Genomic DNA, 14809 nt, shown 5'->3' with positions numbered 1-14809 from the left:
TGCAGGTCAGGACCCCTTGCCCGCGGGCTCCAGAATCGCCACGCACTCCACATGATGCGTCATCGGAAACAGATCGAACACCCGCAGCATCCGCACCCGGTACCCCCCGTCCCGGAAGTACCCCAGGTCCCGGGCCAGCGCGGCGGGGTCGCAGGCCACGTAGGCGATTCGGCGGGCGCCCAGGGACGAGAGGTGCTCGACCGTCTTGCGGCCCGCGCCCGCGCGGGGCGGGTCCAGGACGATGAGGTCGACCTCGTCGATGCCCGTGCGGGGCAGGACCGCCTCCACCTTGCCCTGTTCGACGCGGACCCGGTCGAAGGCGGCGAGGTTGTGGCGGGCGTCCTCGACGGCGCGTTTGCCGGACTCGATGCCGAGGACCGCGCCCTGGTCGCCGACCCGGTCGGCCAGGGCGCCGGCGAAGAGGCCGACGCCGCAGTAGAGGTCGAGGGCCATGTCGCCCTTGCGGGGCAGCAGGCCCTGCATGACTGCCGTGACCAGGGTGTCGGCGGCCTTCGGGTGGACCTGCCAGAAGCCTCCGGAGCCGACCCGGTAGGTGCGGCCGTCGGCGCGCTCGCGGACGAAGGGGCGGCCGTGGACGCGGTGGACGCCGCCGTCCTTCTCGCCGACGCGCATGACCGAGACCGGGCGGTCCAGTTCGACGATGGGCAGGCGGGCGCCGGGCCGCGGGGTCAGGATGACCTGGCGGTCCTGGGAGCCGGTGGCCGCGATCGCCTCGACGGACTCCATGCCCGTCCAGTCCCGCGCCTCGATGCCCAGCTCGCTGACGCCCTCCGCGGCGATCATGCAGTGGTCGATCGGCTGGACCTCGTGGGAGCGGTGCTTGCGCAGGCCCGCGTGGCCCTCCGCGTCCACCGCGTACTGCACGCGCGTGCGCCAGGACGGCACCTGTCCGGCGGGCACCTTGTCGCCCTCGGCCGGCATCACCGTGCCGTCCCAGCCGGCCTCCTCGGGGGTGAGGCCCGCCAGGCGCTTGAGCTGCTCGGTGACGACCTCGCCCTTCAGGCGGCGCTGCGCGCCCGGCTTGGCGTGCTGCCAGTCGCAGCCGCCGCAGCGGCCGGGGCCCGCGAAGGGGCAGGGGGCCTCGATGCGGTCCTTGGAGGCGTCCAGGATCTCGACCGCGTCGGCGCGCAGGAAGCGGGCGCCCTCCTCGCCCTCCGTCACCCGGGCCACGACCCGCTCACCCGGCAGCGCGTGCCGGACGAACAGCACCTGCCCCTCGGACGTACGGGCGATGCAGTGGCCGCCGTGGGCGACGGGGCCGATCTCGACCTCGTACTCCTCCCCCACCAGCGACACCGGCTCCGCGGCCGACTGCGGCACCGCTCGCGACTCCGCCTGCGACTTCTTCGGTTCTGCCTGCATGGCGGGGTGACTCCAGAGAACGGGGGCGACAGGGACGACAAAGAACAACAGCCGTCCAGTCTACGTGGACGACGAGGAGTCCTTCGTACGGTCCTGGGGCTGGTGGTGGGCCGGGCCGCGCCGGACCGCGCCGGGGGCGCTCCAGTTCTGGCGTTTGCGGGCCCGGCGCCTGGCGGCCTCCGAGGACTCCAGCTGGTACGGGACGGACGTCACCATGACGCCCGGCGTGAACAGCAGGCGGCCCTTGAGGCGCAGGGCGCTCTGGTTGTGCAGCAGGTGCTCGTACCAGTGGCCCACGACGTACTCGGGGATGATGACCGAGACCGCGTCGCGCGGGGACTCCTTGCGCAGGCTCTTGACGTACTCGATGACCGGCCGGGTGATCTCCCGGTACGGCGAGTCCAGCACCTTCAGGGGGACGGCGATGCCGCGCCGTTCCCACTCCTCGCGCAGGGCCTTGGTCTCGACCGGGTCGACGTTGACGCTGAGCGCCTCCAGGCTGTCGGAGCGCATCAGCTTGGCGTAGGCGAGGGCCCGGAGCGTGGGACGGTGGATCTTGGAGATCAGTACCACCGAGTGGACGCGGGACGGGCGCACCATGTCGTCGCTCTGCGCCTCCTCGGGGTCCTCGGGGGCGGCGATCTCCTCGGCGACGCGGTCGTAGTGCTTGCGGATCGCCGTCATCGTGGCGAAGAAGATGCACATGCCGAGCAGGGCGACCCAGGCTCCGTGCGTGAACTTCGTGGCCAGGACCACGACCAGCACCAGTCCGGTGAAGAACGCGCCGAAGGCGTTGATCGCGCGCGAGCGGATCATGTGGCGGCGCTTGGCCTGGTCCCGTTCGCCGGCGAGGTTGCGGTTCCAGTGCCGGACCATGCCGATCTGGCTGAGCGTGAAGGAGACGAAGACGCCGACGATGTAGAGCTGGATCAGCCGGGTCGAGTCGGCGCCGTAGACGACGACCAGGAGCACGGCGGCGCCCGCGAGGAGCACGATGCCGTTGGAGAAGGCCAGGCGGTCGCCGCGGGTGTGCAGCTGGCGCGGCAGGTAGCGGTCCTGGGCGAGGATCGAGCCGAGCAGCGGGAAGCCGTTGTAGGCGGTGTTGGCGGCCAGGAAGAGGACCAGGGCGGTGGCGGCGGCCAGGATGACGAACAGGAAGCTGCCCTCGCCGAAGACCGCCTCGGCGACCTGCGAGATCACCGGGTGCTGGACGTAGTCCGCGCCGACCGCGACGCCGTTGTGGAAGAGGTCGGTGGCCGGGTTCTCCGACATGCGGACGTCGGTGGCGGCGGCGAGCGCGATGATGCCGCAGAACATGGTGACGGCGAGCAGGCCCATCATCGCGAGAGTGTTGCCCGCGTTCTTCGACTTGGGCTTGCGGAAGGCCGGGACGCCGTTGGAGATCGCCTCGACTCCGGTGAGCGCGGCGCAGCCGGAGGAGAAGGCGCGCAGCAGGAGGAAGATCAGGGCGAAGCCGGCCAGGCCGCCGTGCTCCGGTTTGATCTCGAAGTCCGCGGTCGGGGCGCGCATGCTGTCGCCCAGGACCAGGCCGCGGAACGCGCCCCACACGATCATGATGAAGACGCCCGCGACGAACACGTACGTCGGGATGGCGAACAGCGTGCCCGACTCCCTGACCCCGCGCAGGTTCATCAGCGTCAGCAGCAGGATCACGGCGACCGCGCACAGGACCTTGTGCTCGACGACGAAGGGGACGGCCGAGCCGAGGTTCTCGATGCCGGAGGAGATGGAGACGGCGACGGTCAGGACGTAGTCGACCAGCAGGGCGCTGGCCACGGTCAGACCGGCCTTCGGCCCCAGGTTGGTGGTGGCCACCTCGTAGTCGCCGCCGCCGCTCGGGTAGGCGTGCACGTTCTGCCGGTAGGAGGCGACGACGGTGAACATCAGGACCACGACCGCGACCGCGATCCAGGGGCTGAAGTGGTACGCCGACACGCCCGCGATGGACAGGACGAGCAGCACCTCGCCGGGCGCGTACGCCACGGAAGACAGCGGGTCGGACGCGAAGACGGGGAGGGCGATGCGCTTCGGCAGGAGCGTCTCGCCCAGCCGGTCGCTGCGCAGTGCGCGCCCGATCAGGATCCGCTTGGGCACGTCGGTCAGTTTGGACACAACAGAGGATCGTATGCGTTCGAACGGGCGCCCGCCCACCCGCCACCCCCGATCCGCCCCCAGTCTGCTCTACGGGTGAATTCGCGGGGCGGGGCGGCTGGGGATTCCGCAGGTGACGGGGTTCGCATGTCTATATGACTGCCTACTCGACAAGCCGTGCCCGTTCACCGCCCGCCGCCGCCCCTGGAGGTCCCATGCACCTGAGCGCAGAGCTGATCGGCGGCGCCGTCGCGCTCCTCGGTCTCGGAATCCTGACGCTCGCCAGCATTCGCAGCATCTGCCGCCGGGGGTCGTCGGCCGGAGGGTGAGACGGCTCCTGCGGGCCTGGGAGGCTTGCCGATACGTTGGGTCCGGACGGAGGGAACCCGCCTTCCCGGGCCCCTGGCGGCGTCATGGCCGGGTGCACCGGCATGATGTTCCCCTGCGGCCCGCACCACGGCCGCGACGTGTCGCCAGGCGAGCCGAAAGAGAGACATGAGCACGACATCCACTAAGGCCGGCGGGCCCGCAGGAAGCGCGGTGTGAGGCGATGCACATTGTCATCATGGGCTGCGGGCGCGTGGGCTCCGCGCTCGCCCAGACCCTGGAACAGCAGGGGCACACGGTCGCCGTGATCGACCGGGACCCCACCGCCTTCCGCCGCCTCGGCTCCTCGTTCGGCGGCCGCCGCGTCACCGGCATCGGTTTCGACCAGGACACTTTGCGCGAGGCGGGCATCGAGGAGGCCGGTGCCTTCGCGGCCGTCTCCAGCGGCGACAACTCGAACATCATCGCCGCCCGCGTGGCCCGCGAGATGTTCGGCGTGGACAACGTCGCGGCCCGCATCTACGACCCCCGCCGCGCCGAGGTCTACCAGCGCCTGGGCATCCCCACCGTGGCCACGGTCCGCTGGACGGCGGACCAGATGCTGCGCCGGCTGCTGCCCTCGGGTGCCGAGCCGCTGTGGCGCGACCCCACCGGGGGCGTCCAGCTCGCCGAGGTGCACACGTCCTCCGCATGGGTCGGCCACAAGATCAGCCGGCTCCAGGAGGAGACGGGCGTGCGGGTGGCCTTCGTCACCCGGCTCGGGGAGGCGATCCTGCCCTCCTCGCAGACCGTCCTGCAGGAGGGTGACCTCGTGCACGTGATGATGCGCACCGACGAGGTCCACAAGGTCGAGGCGGCGTTCGCCAAGGGTCCCGAAGAGGAGGGCGGTCACTGATGAGGGTCGCCATTGCCGGAGCCGGCGCGGTCGGCCGTTCCATCGCGGGCGAGCTGCTGGAGAACGGCCACGAGGTGCTGCTCATCGACAAGGCGCCGACCGCGATCTCGGTCGAGCGGGTTCCGATGGCGGAGTGGCTGCTCGCCGACGCGTGCGAGATCACGTCCCTGGACGAGGCGGCGCTCCAGCGCTGCAACGTCGTCATCGCCGCGACGGGCGACGACAAGGTCAACCTGGTCGTGTCCCTGCTGGCCAAGACGGAGTACGGCGTTCCGCGGGTTGTGGCCCGGGTGAACAACCCGAAGAACGAGTGGCTCTTCAACGAGTCCTGGGGGGTGGACGTCGCCGTCTCCACCCCGCGGCTGATGTCGGCCCTGGTGGAGGAGGCGGTGAGCGTCGGCGATCTGGTCCGGCTGCTGCGCTTCAGCCACGGCGACGCCAACCTGGTCGAGCTGACGCTGCCGGAGGAGTCGGCCCTGGCCGGTACCCAGGTCGGCGACGTCCAGTGGCCGGAGGACACCTCTCTGGTGACGATCATCCGCGGCACCCGGGTGCTGACGCCGTCCCGGGAGGACTCCCTGGAGGCGGGTGACGAGCTGCTGTTCGTCGCCGCGCAGGCCCGCGAGGAGCAGTTGGAGGACCTGCTGTCGGCCCGGCGGCGGCCCGACGGCACGGTCTGAGCGAGGCGGCACGACGCGGTACGGCGGTGGGGCGCCCGGTGGTCTCCGGGCGCCCCACCGCCGTACCGCCCCGCCCGTCCGGCTCGTCCCGTCCGGTCCACTCGTCCCGTCCGGCTCGTCCCGTCCGGTGCGTCAGGCCTTGCGGTGTCTGCCGCCGCGCAGGTCCGCGGCGTCCCCGTCGGCCTCGGGCGACCCCGGCAGGGTCCCGTCGGCCTCCTGAGCGCGCCGTTCCCGCTCGGCCTTCTCCGCCTTCTCGGCCTCCTCCGCCGCCTCCATCTCAGCGAACACGTCGATGGGCGCCGGGGCCTTGGCCAGGAAGACCCAGGTCAGCCAGACGGCGAGCAGGAAGGGCGGGATCTTCAGGGTGACCAGGACCCAGCCGAGCTGCTCGGTGTCCGCCCACCAGTACAGCGGGAAGAGGATCGCGCTCTTGGCGAGCAGGATCAGACCCCACGCGTAGCTGGCCTTGGTGTACGCCTTCTTGCGGCCCGGGTTGCGGGTGCGCCAGGAGAGGTTCTCCTTGAAGACCGGGCCGAGGATCAGGCCGATCAGCGGCACTCCGGCCAGCGACGTGACGATGTACGCGAGCGCCAGGCCCAGGGTGTAGAGCATGCCCGGCAGATAGAAGTTCTTGGCGTTGTCGGTCATCATCGCGAAGACCACGCCGAAGGCGACACCGAAGACCCCGCTGAACGCGTGCTTGACGGTGTCCTTCATCACGAGCCGGACGACGACCAGCACCACCGACACGGCCAGTGCCGCGATCGCCGACATGTGCAGGTCGTTGTTGAGCGTGAAGATGGTGACGAAGAGCAGGCCCGGCAGGACCGTCTCGATCATGCCCCGCACGCCGCCGAACGCCTCGAACAGCGCTGCCTCGGTCACCGCCCGGGCGTCGTCCGCCTCTGTCGTCTCTTCGGTCGGCTTGTCGAGCGACGTCACCGGCTACTCCCGTCCGAGGGGTCTCAGTTCGTATTTCGGGTTGAAGAGCACCCGGCGGCCGTGGCTCATGGAGATCCGGCCCGATGCGATGAGCTTGCGCCCCGGCTCTATGCCCACGATGGAGCGTCTGCCCAGCCACACCACGTCCAGGGCGGCGGAACCGTCGAACAGCTCGGCCTCCAGGGCCGGGACGCCGGCACGCGGCCGCAGGGTGACCGTGCGCAAGGTACCAGTAACCGAGACGACCTGCCGGTCCTGGCAGTCGCAGATGCGGGTGCAGCCGGCGGTGTCGGTGTCCTCGCGCAGTTCCTCCGACTCCAGGTCCTCCTGGGACGAGGAGAGCCGGTCGAACATGCGCCGGAACCGGCCCACCGGCTTGTCGGAACGCGGAGCAGAACTCATATCTGAAGCGTACCGGGGCCCGCCGACACCCATGCACCCCTCTCGGGACGGGATGGCGAGGCTCACTTCTCGAAGCGGTATCCCATCCCCGGCTCGGTGATGAAGTGCCGCGGGTGCGCGGGGTCCGCCTCCAGTTTGCGGCGCAGCTGGGCCATGTAGACCCGCAGGTAGTTCGTCTCCGTCCCGTAGGACGGCCCCCACACCTCCTGCAGCAGCTGCTTCTGGCTCACCAGGCGCCCCGTGTGGCGCACCAGCACCTCCAGCAGATGCCACTCGGTGGGTGTCAGGCGTACGTCCCGCCCGCCCCGGTTGACCTTCTTGGCCGCCAGGTCGACGGTGAACTCCGCGGTGTCCACGACCACCTCGTCCTCGCCCCCGGGGACCGGCTCGGACCGGCGGACGGCGGCGCGCAGCCGGGCCAGCAGCTCGTCCATGCCGAAGGGCTTGGTGACGTAGTCGTCGGCGCCCGCGTCGAGCGCCTCGACCTTCTCGTCGGAGGAGTGCCGGGCGGACAGCACCAGGATCGGCACCCGGGTCCACCCCCGCAGCCCCTTGATCACGTCGACGCCGTCCATGTCGGGCAGGCCCAGGTCCAGCACCACGACGTCGGGGTGCCGGGCGGCGGCGAGCTGGAGGGCGGTGGCGCCGTCGTGGGCGGCGTCGACCTCGTAGTGCCGTGCCTTGAGGTTGATCACGAGGGCCCGCACGATCTGCGGTTCGTCGTCGATCACGAGCACCCGGGTCATTGGGCGGCCTGCCTTTCCGCTGTCGCGAGGTGGGGTGTCGCCGCGGACGGTCCCGCCGCGCGGAGGGTGAGAACCATGGTGAGGCCGCCCCCGGGGGTGTCCTCGGCGTTCAGCGTGCCGCCCATCGCCTCGGCGAAGCCCCGGGCCACGGCCAGGCCGAGGCCGACACCGGCCCCGCGCGGGGCGTCGCCGTACCGCTGGAAGGGCTCGAAGATGCGGTCCTTGGCCTCGTCCGGCACTCCCGGCCCCCGGTCGACGACCCGTACCTCGACGCGGTCCGCGAGGGCGCTGGCGGCGACCAGGACGGTCCGCCCGGCGGGGCTGTACTTCACGGCGTTCTCCACCAGGTTGGCCATCGCCCGCTCCAGGAGCCCGGCGTCGACGGCGACCATGGGCAGCGTCTCCGGGATGTCCAGCTCCGCGCTGCCCTCGGGCACCCCGCCGAGCGCCATCGGCGCCACCTCGTCGACGTCGATCTCGCGGATCAGCGGGGTGACGGTGCCGGTCTGGAGGCGGGACATGTCGAGCAGGTTGCCCACGAGGTGGTCGAGGCGGTCGGCGCCCTCCTCGATGCCCTCCAGCAGCTCCGCCCGGTCCTCCTCGGACCAGGCCACGTCGTCGGACCTGAGGCTGGTCACCGACGCCTTGATGCCGGCCAGCGGGGTGCGCAGGTCGTGGCTGACGGCGGCCAGGAGCGCGGTGCGGATGCGGTTGCCCTCGGCGAGCGTCCGGGCCCGGTCGGCCTCCTCGCGCAGGCGGCGCCGGTCCAGTACGACGGCGGCCTGGGCGGCGAAGGCGGCCAGCACCCTGCGGTCCTCGGCGGGCAGGACCCGGCCGGTCAGCGCGAGGGCCATGTGGTCGCCGACCGGCATGTCCACGTCCGCGTCCTCCGGGCGTTCCACCGGCGGTCCCGATCCGACGCGCCCGGCGCAGGTCCAGGGCGCCACGTCGCCCTCCCGCTCCAGCAGGGCGGCCGACTCCATGGCGAAGGTCTCGCGCACCCGTTCCAACAGGGTCTCCAGGCTGGTCTCGCCGCGCAGGACGTCGCCGGCCAGGAAGGAGAGGATCTCCGACTCGGCGCGCAGCCGGGCGGCCTGGTGGGTTCGGCGGGCGGCGACGTCGACCACCGAGGCGACGGAGAGCGCGACACCGACGAATATGGCGAGCGCAAGCATGTTCCGGGGGTCGGCGATGGTGATCCGGTTGACGGGCGGCGTGAAGAACCAGTTCAGCAGCAGCGACCCGACCGCCGCCGAGGCGAGCGCCGGGTACAGCCCGCCGAGCAGGGCGGCGGCGACGGTGAGCGCGAGGTAGAGCAGGACGTCGTTGGCGAGCCCGAGGTGGACGGCGCTGAGCAGCAGGGTCAGCAGCACCGGTCCGCCCAGGCCCGCGAACCAGCCCCAGACGATCCGGGAACGGCCGAGCCGCGCCCCCCTGGCCACCGGCAGCCCGCGCCCCTTGGCGACCTCCTCGTGGGTCACGATGTGGACGTCCAGGTCCGGGCCGGACTCGCGGGCGACCGTGGCGCCGACGCCGGGACCGAAGACGTACTGCCAGGCCTTGCGGCGCGAGGAGCCGAGGACGATCTGGGTGGCGTTGACGCCGCGGGCGAAGTCGAGCAGGGCGGCGGGTATGTCCTCGCCCAGGACGTGGTGGAAGGTGCCGCCGAGGTCCTCCACCAGGGTGCGCTGGACCGCCAGCTCCTTCGGGGAGGCCGAGGTCAGTCCGTCGCTGCGGGCTATGTAGACGGCGAGCACCTCGCCGCCGGCGCCCTTCTCGGCGAGGCGGGCGGCCCGGCGTATCAGCGTCCGGCCCTCGGGGCCGCCGGTCAGGCCGACCACGATGCGTTCGCGCGAGCCCCAGATCCTGGAGACCCGGTGTTCGCTGCGGTACTGCTGGAGGTACTCGTCGGCCCGGTCCGCCACCCACAGCAGGGCCAGCTCGCGCAGGGCGGTGAGGTTGCCGGGGCGGAAGTAGTTGGACAGGGCCGCGTCGACCTTGTCCGGCTGGTAGATGTTGCCGTGGGCCATGCGCCGGCGCAGCGCCTGCGGGGACATGTCGACCAGTTCGATCTGGTCCGCGCGGCGCACCACCTCGTCCGGCACGGTCTCCCGCTGCCGTACGCCGGTGATCGACTCGACCACGTCGCCGAGTGACTCCAGGTGCTGGATGTTGACGGTCGAGACGACGTCGATCCCGGCGGCGAGCAGTTCCTCGACGTCCTGCCAGCGCTTGGCGTTGCGCACGCCGGGGACGTTGGTGTGGGCCAGCTCGTCGACCAGGGCCACCCGGGGGGCGCGGGCGAGGACCGCGTCGAGGTCCAGTTCGGTGAAGGCCGCGCCGCGGTACTCGACCTCGCGGCGCGGCACCCGCTCCAGGCCGCGGAGCATCACCTCGGTGCGCGAGCGGCCGTGGTGCTCGACGAGGGCGACCACGCAGTCGGTGCCCCGTTCGACGCGGCGGTGCGCCTCGGACAGCATCGCGTACGTCTTGCCGACGCCCGGTGCCGCACCGAGGTAGATCCGAAGCTTGCCGCGTCCCATGGCCTCATTGTCTTCCGGTCGGCGCTGATTGCGCAGCGTCGACCCTACGACCCACAATCGCGGCAAAAGGGGCGGGGGTGGGGATGCCGGTCGTCCTTGACAAAACCCTGACGCCGGGGCGTCACTGCTCGACGATCTCCCCGTCCCGCAGTTCCAGCACCCGGTCGGCGAGGTCGAGCAGGGTGGCGTCGTGGGTGGCGACCAGGGCGGTGACCTGCTCGCTGCGTACGACGGCCCGCAGCAGTTCCATCACGGAGTGCCCGGTCTCGGCGTCCAGCTGGCCGGTGGGTTCGTCGGCGACGAGCAGGGCGGGGTTGTTGGCGAGGGCGCGGGCGATGGCGACGCGCTGCTGCTGGCCGCCGGACAGCTCGCCGGGCCGCTGGGCGGCGTGGTCGGCCAGGCCGACGAGGGAGAGGAGCAGTTCGACGCGTTCCTCGCGTTCGCGCGGGGCGGCCCGGCGCAGCCGCAGCGGCACGCCCACGTTCTCGGCGGCCGTGAGGATCGGGACGAGCCCGAAGGACTGGAAGACGAAGCCGACCCGGTCCCGGCGCAGGGCGAGCAGCCCGTCCTCGTCCAGCTCCGCGAGGTCCCGGCCGTCGACCTCGACCCGGCCCGCGTCGGGCACGTCGAGCCCGCCGACGACGTTGAGCAGCGTGGTCTTCCCCGATCCCGACCGCCCCTTGAGGGCGACCAGTTCCCCGCGCGGCACCTCGAAGGAGACCCCCCGCAGGGCGTGTACGGCGGCGCTTCCCCGCCCGTACGACTTCCGCACGTCCTCGACGCGCACCATGGCCTCCGTGACCACCTGGCTCATGTGCCCTCCCCCGTCGTGCTCGGTGAACCGGCGCCAGTATCACCGGCGGCGGCGGACGGATCAACGGCCGGGGGTCGATCAGGCCGTACGCAGGGCCGATCGGGCCGCACGCCCCTGCCGACCGGCAGCACGAAGGGCCGCGTCCTCCTGGGGACGCGGCCCTCGTGGCGCACGCGTACGGCCGGCGGCCGTACCGGGTCCTCGCCTACCGCACCTCGGTGATCTCCGGCCCGCGCTGGAGCTGGCCCATGCCGCCGGCGAAGCGGGAGCCCTCCTCCTGCTGCACGCCCTCGGGGACCATCTGGGCGTCGTTGGGCAGCTTGAGGACGATCGGGTCGCGGGGGGCCATCGGGCCCTCGCCGCGGACGACGACCGTGTCCCGGAAGATCTGCTCCAGCAGACCGGCGGCCTGCGGCTGCACCGCGCCCTGGCCCGAGATCACACCGCGCAGGAACCAGCGGGGCCCGTCGACGCCGACGAACCGCACGACCTGGAAGCCGCCCGTCCCGTCCGGCAGCTGCACCGGGACCTGCGCCCGCAGCTCCCAGCCCAGGGGGCCCTCGACCTCGTCGATGATGCCGCCCTGCTGGGTGATGCCGGAGCCGATCTCCTCGCGCACCTCGCCCCAGATGCCCTCGCGCTTGGGTGCGGCGAAGCCCTGGAGCTGGATGGCGCTGTCGCGCAGCACGACGGTCGCGGCGACGATCGCGTCGCCCGCGACCTCCACCCGCAGTTCCATGCCGTCGACGCCGGGGATGAACAGGCCGCCCAGGTCCACCCGGCCCTCGGCCGGGTCGCGGACCTCGGTGCTGTCCCACGGCCCGTCGGGCCGCGGTTCGGGCTCGAGCCGCACGCGTTCGCGCTCTTCGTCCGCCCCGGTGTCGACGCTGTCGACGACCTGCTCGGTCTCGCCGGCCGCGTCCTCGGCGGCGTCGTTCTTCTTGCGACGTCCGAACACGTCACTGTCCTTCCCGGTCGGATACGACCGAAGCGTATCGATTCCCACCCGTCGGGCCGCCTTCGGCGACCTGACCGCTTGTGCCGCTTGCACGGTCCAACCCGGCGTGGCCGCCGGTGGACCCGAAGCCCCCCTCGGCCCGCGCCGAGTCGGGAAGCTCCGCGACCTGGCGGAAGCGGACCCTCTCGACCTGCTGGACGACCAGTTGGGCAATCCGGTCGAAGCGCTCGAACCGCACGCTCTCGCGCGGGTCGAGATTCACCACGATCACCTTGATCTCCCCACGGTACCCGGCATCAATCGTCCCCGGGGCATTCACGAGGGCGACTCCGCAACGGGCGGCAAGACCGGAACGTGGGTGCACGAAGGCCGCGTACCCCTCGGGGAGCGCCACAGACACGCCCGTGGGCAGTACGGCCCGTTCGCCGGGGGCCAGCTCGCGGTCGACGGTCGTGCGCAGGTCGGCTCCGGCGTCGCCGGGCCGCGCGTACGTCGGGAGCGGTACGTCGGGGTCGACGCGGCGGATCAGCACCTCGAGGTCGGCGCGGCTCACGGGTTCACCTCGAAGGCGCGGGCGCGGCGGACCTGGTCGGGGTCGTCCATGGCGGCGCGGATCTCCTCGTCGCGGCCGTTCTGGACGAAGTGCTCGACCTTGACCTCGACGAAGAGGGCGTCGGCGCGGACGGCGACGGGGCCGTCGGGGCCGCCGATGCGGCCGGTGGCGGTGGAGTAGATCTTCCGGCCGGCGACCGCGGTGACCTCGGCCTCCAGGTACAGCGTCGTGTCGACGGGTACCGGCAGCCGGAAGTCGGTCTCGAGCCGTCCGGTCACGGCGATCGTGCGCAGCAGCCAGTTCAGCGAGCCCAGCGTCTCGTCCAGGGCGCTGGCCAGCACGCCGCCGTGCGCCAGGCCGGGGGCCCCCTGGTGGGCGGGGCGGACGGTGAACTCGGCGGTGATCGAGACGCCTTCGCCCGCCCGCGCCTGGAGGTGCAGTCCGTGGGGCTGGTCGCCGCCGCAGCCGAAACACTGGCCGTAGTGGGCGCCGAGCAGCTCCCCGGGGGCGGGGGCTTCGGGGTGCCGGACGGGTTTCACGGCGTCGACGGGGGGCTGAAGACCTGGGGAAGTACCACTCACAGGCGCAGACCTTACCCGCGCGTCGGCCGAACACCGCTACCGTGCCAAGCTTGGTTCATGCAGCTCTCCACGGCCCCGTACGAAGAACGCCTCACCGCGCCCCGCTCCTGGTGGCTGGTCTCCTTCCTGGTGGGGCTCGCGTTCGCGCTGGTCCTGCTGCCCTTCGGCACGCTGCCCATGCTGGGCGGCCTGGCGGGCGGTACGGCGGTGGCGGCGGTGGCGGCCAGCTCGTACGGGGCCGTGCGCATCCGTGTCGTGGGCGACTCGCTGATCGCGGGCGAGGCGAAGGTGCCGGTCACGGCGCTGGGCGAGGCGGAGATCCTGGACCCGGAGGAGGCCCGTGCCTGGCGCACGTACAAGGCCGACACCCGGGCCTTCCTGCTGCTGCGCGCCTACATCCCGCGGGCCGTGCGCGTGATCGTCACGGACCCCGAGGACCCGACGCCGTACCTGTACCTGTCGACGCGCGAGCCGGAGCGGCTGATCGAGGCCCTGACGGCGGCGAAGGCGGCCGCCGCGTAGCGCGAGATCGCGGCCCGGGGGTGCTTGCGGGTCAGCGGCCTTCTTTGCCGAAGCTTTCCCCGCGGCCGGCCGGCCCGCGGCCGATTCCCTTGGCGATCTCGCCCATGTCCAGGGCGTCCTGCGGCCGCTCCAGGGCGGGCAGGTCGTCCAGGGCGCTCCAGGGGACCTGGTGCCGCCGCAGGTCGGTGCGGATTCTGGCCGCGAGCTTTCTGGTGTCGCGGCGGTTCATGACCGCGCCCACGGCCGCGCCGACCATGAAGGGCATCAGGTTCGGCAGGTCGCGCACCATCCGCTTCATGATCTGCTGGCGCAGCTGGCGCTTCATGTGGCTGTTCATCGCCGAGCCGAGGGTCGACGGCTTGGACACGTCGACGCCGCGTTCGTCCGACCAGGAGTTCAGGTAGGCGGTGCTGCGCTGCGCGAGGCCGCCGGGCGGGCGGACGCCGTAGACCTCGTGGAGTTCGGCGATCAGCTTGAGCTCGATCGCGGCGACGCCGGTGATCTCGGCGGCCAGTTCGGTGGGCATCGCGGGCGGTACGGGCAGCATCGCGGCCGCTCCGACGCCCGCTCCCACGGTGGCCGTGCCCTTGGCGGCGCCGGCCACGAGGCGGTCGGCGAGCTCTTCGGGTCCGAGGCCGGGGAACTGTCCGCGGAGCGTCGCCAGGTCCCGTACGGGCACGCGCGGGGCGAGGTCGATGACCCGGTCGGCGAGGTGCGCCAGGGCGGCCCTGGCGCGGGCGCCGCCGTTGCGGACGCCGTTTCCGGCCTTCTCGCGGAACGCCGCTGCCCGGCGCCGGGCAGCGGGTGCCGGCGGCCGCGCGGTCGCCGGGAGGTCACTCCGGTCGGCCACTGGTTCGAGCGGGGCCTTCCCCATGTCGGTCGGGCCCCGCTCGTCGTCACGCGCGCTGTACGGACCGTCGGACGGTCCTTGGTCCGCTCCCCGTCCGGGGAAGCGGCGCTTCCAGGGAGGGGTCGAGCCGGTCACGGCCGACCCCGCCTCAGTCGCAGTCGCGGCAGATCGGCTGGCCGTTCTTCTCCCGGGCCAGCTGGCTGCGGTGGTGTACCAGGAAGCAGCTCATGCAGGTGAACTCGTCCTGCTGCTTCGGCAGTACGCGGACGGCCAGTTCCTCGTTCGAGAGGTCGGCGCCGGGAAGTTCGAGGCCTTCCGCGGCCTCGAACTCGTCGACGTCGACGGCCGAGGCGGACTTGTCGTTCCGCCTCGCCTTCAGCTCTTCGAGGCTGTCCGAGTCGACGTCGTCGTCGGTCTTGCGTGGAGTGTCGTAATCGGTTGCCATGGTCGCTCTCCCCCTCTGGGTGTCTGCGGTGTCTTCAGCGCACGTAACGCGTGAGA

15 protein-coding genes are annotated in these 14809 nt (G+C 72.1%); 3 read left to right on the top strand and 12 right to left on the bottom strand.

The window, feature by feature from the left end:
• Positions 1-6: 6 nt before the first annotated feature.
• Entirely contained in the window at positions 7-1383 is a 1377-nt protein-coding gene (locus tag BJ961_RS09130; protein WP_271320801.1) for a class I SAM-dependent RNA methyltransferase, read from the bottom strand.
• 60 nt (positions 1384-1443) lie between these two features.
• Positions 1444-3516 (bottom strand): APC family permease, encoded by a 2073-nt coding sequence (locus BJ961_RS09125; RefSeq protein WP_271320800.1) that lies wholly within the window; start codon positions 3514-3516, stop codon positions 1444-1446.
• Positions 3517-4045: 529 nt separating this feature from the next.
• Here BJ961_RS09125 and BJ961_RS09120 point away from each other — a divergent pair.
• Positions 4046-4717 (top strand): potassium channel family protein, encoded by a 672-nt coding sequence (locus tag BJ961_RS09120; protein WP_271320799.1) that lies wholly within the window; start codon positions 4046-4048, stop codon positions 4715-4717.
• The gene (locus BJ961_RS09115) at positions 4717-5397 is read left to right on the top strand and encodes a potassium channel family protein (RefSeq protein WP_031035218.1); all 681 of its coding nucleotides are present in this window, start codon (positions 4717-4719) and stop codon (positions 5395-5397) included. Before BJ961_RS09120 ends, BJ961_RS09115 begins: the two co-directional genes overlap by 1 nt.
• Positions 5398-5529: 132 nt before the next feature.
• Here BJ961_RS09115 and BJ961_RS09110 read toward each other — a convergent pair whose 3' ends face one another.
• The 8 genes from BJ961_RS09110 to BJ961_RS09075 form a co-directional block, all read right to left on the bottom strand.
• Positions 5530-6339, bottom strand: a complete 810-nt coding sequence (locus tag BJ961_RS09110; RefSeq protein WP_271320798.1) for a DUF3159 domain-containing protein — start codon at positions 6337-6339, stop codon at positions 5530-5532.
• A gap of 3 nt (positions 6340-6342) precedes the next feature.
• A complete protein-coding gene (locus tag BJ961_RS09105) occupies positions 6343-6741 on the bottom strand; it encodes an OB-fold nucleic acid binding domain-containing protein (RefSeq protein ID WP_271320797.1) in 399 nt (132 codons plus the stop codon).
• 62 nt (positions 6742-6803) lie between these two features.
• Complete coding sequence (locus BJ961_RS09100; protein ID WP_271320796.1) at positions 6804-7487, bottom strand: response regulator; 684 nt, start codon at positions 7485-7487, stop codon at positions 6804-6806.
• A complete protein-coding gene (locus BJ961_RS09095; protein ID WP_271320795.1) occupies positions 7484-10030 on the bottom strand; it encodes a sensor histidine kinase in 2547 nt (848 codons plus the stop codon). Before BJ961_RS09095 ends, BJ961_RS09100 begins: the two co-directional genes overlap by 4 nt.
• Before the next feature lie 121 nt (positions 10031-10151).
• Positions 10152-10844: an ABC transporter ATP-binding protein gene (locus BJ961_RS09090; protein WP_271320794.1), complete on the bottom strand. Its 693-nt coding sequence runs from the start codon at positions 10842-10844 to the stop codon at positions 10152-10154.
• 205 nt (positions 10845-11049) lie between these two features.
• On the bottom strand, positions 11050-11802 hold the full coding sequence (locus BJ961_RS09085) for a DUF3710 domain-containing protein (RefSeq protein WP_271320793.1): 753 nt from the start codon (positions 11800-11802) through the stop codon (positions 11050-11052).
• 1 nt (position 11803) lies between these two features.
• Positions 11804-12355, bottom strand: coding sequence for a dUTP diphosphatase (gene dut, locus BJ961_RS09080; protein ID WP_271320792.1), 552 nt, complete (start codon positions 12353-12355; stop codon positions 11804-11806).
• A complete protein-coding gene (locus BJ961_RS09075) occupies positions 12352-12936 on the bottom strand; it encodes a PaaI family thioesterase (RefSeq protein WP_271320791.1) in 585 nt (194 codons plus the stop codon). Before BJ961_RS09075 ends, dut begins: the two co-directional genes overlap by 4 nt.
• A gap of 57 nt (positions 12937-12993) precedes the next feature.
• Here BJ961_RS09075 and BJ961_RS09070 point away from each other — a divergent pair, with 57 nt between their 5' ends.
• A complete protein-coding gene (locus BJ961_RS09070) occupies positions 12994-13458 on the top strand; it encodes a DUF3093 domain-containing protein (protein ID WP_271320790.1) in 465 nt (154 codons plus the stop codon).
• 31 nt (positions 13459-13489) lie between these two features.
• Here BJ961_RS09070 and BJ961_RS09065 read toward each other — a convergent pair whose 3' ends face one another.
• Both BJ961_RS09065 and BJ961_RS09060 read right to left on the bottom strand, forming a co-directional pair.
• Entirely contained in the window at positions 13490-14443 is a 954-nt protein-coding gene (locus tag BJ961_RS09065) for a hypothetical protein (protein ID WP_271320789.1), read from the bottom strand.
• Positions 14444-14456: 13 nt separating this feature from the next.
• Positions 14457-14753, bottom strand: a complete 297-nt coding sequence (locus tag BJ961_RS09060; protein ID WP_003993510.1) for a DUF4193 domain-containing protein — start codon at positions 14751-14753, stop codon at positions 14457-14459.
• Positions 14754-14809 lie beyond the last annotated feature (56 nt).

Origin of the sequence: Streptomyces lienomycini, assembly GCF_027947595.1 — a bacterium.
Classification (GTDB): domain Bacteria; phylum Actinomycetota; class Actinomycetes; order Streptomycetales; family Streptomycetaceae; genus Streptomyces; species Streptomyces lienomycini.
Note: the sequence above shows the minus strand (reverse complement) of the source record. Positions and strands in the feature narration are given on the sequence as shown.

Excerpts from the sequence above, each read along its gene's own strand:
- BJ961_RS09070 (WP_271320790.1), top strand. The coding sequence starts at position 12,994 with ATGCAGCTCTCCACGGCCCCGTACGAAGAACGCCTCACCGCGCCCCGC.
- BJ961_RS09105 (WP_271320797.1), bottom strand. The coding sequence starts at position 6,741 with ATGAGTTCTGCTCCGCGTTCCGACAAGCCGGTGGGCCGGTTCCGGCGC.
- BJ961_RS09115 (WP_031035218.1), top strand. The coding sequence starts at position 4,717 with ATGAGGGTCGCCATTGCCGGAGCCGGCGCGGTCGGCCGTTCCATCGCG.
- BJ961_RS09095 (WP_271320795.1), bottom strand. The coding sequence starts at position 10,030 with ATGGGACGCGGCAAGCTTCGGATCTACCTCGGTGCGGCACCGGGCGTC.
- BJ961_RS09120 (WP_271320799.1), top strand. The coding sequence starts at position 4,046 with ATGCACATTGTCATCATGGGCTGCGGGCGCGTGGGCTCCGCGCTCGCC.
- BJ961_RS09100 (WP_271320796.1), bottom strand. The coding sequence starts at position 7,487 with ATGACCCGGGTGCTCGTGATCGACGACGAACCGCAGATCGTGCGGGCC.
- BJ961_RS09130 (WP_271320801.1), bottom strand. The coding sequence starts at position 1,383 with ATGCAGGCAGAACCGAAGAAGTCGCAGGCGGAGTCGCGAGCGGTGCCG.
- BJ961_RS09090 (WP_271320794.1), bottom strand. The coding sequence starts at position 10,844 with ATGAGCCAGGTGGTCACGGAGGCCATGGTGCGCGTCGAGGACGTGCGG.
- BJ961_RS09060 (WP_003993510.1), bottom strand. The coding sequence starts at position 14,753 with ATGGCAACCGATTACGACACTCCACGCAAGACCGACGACGACGTCGAC.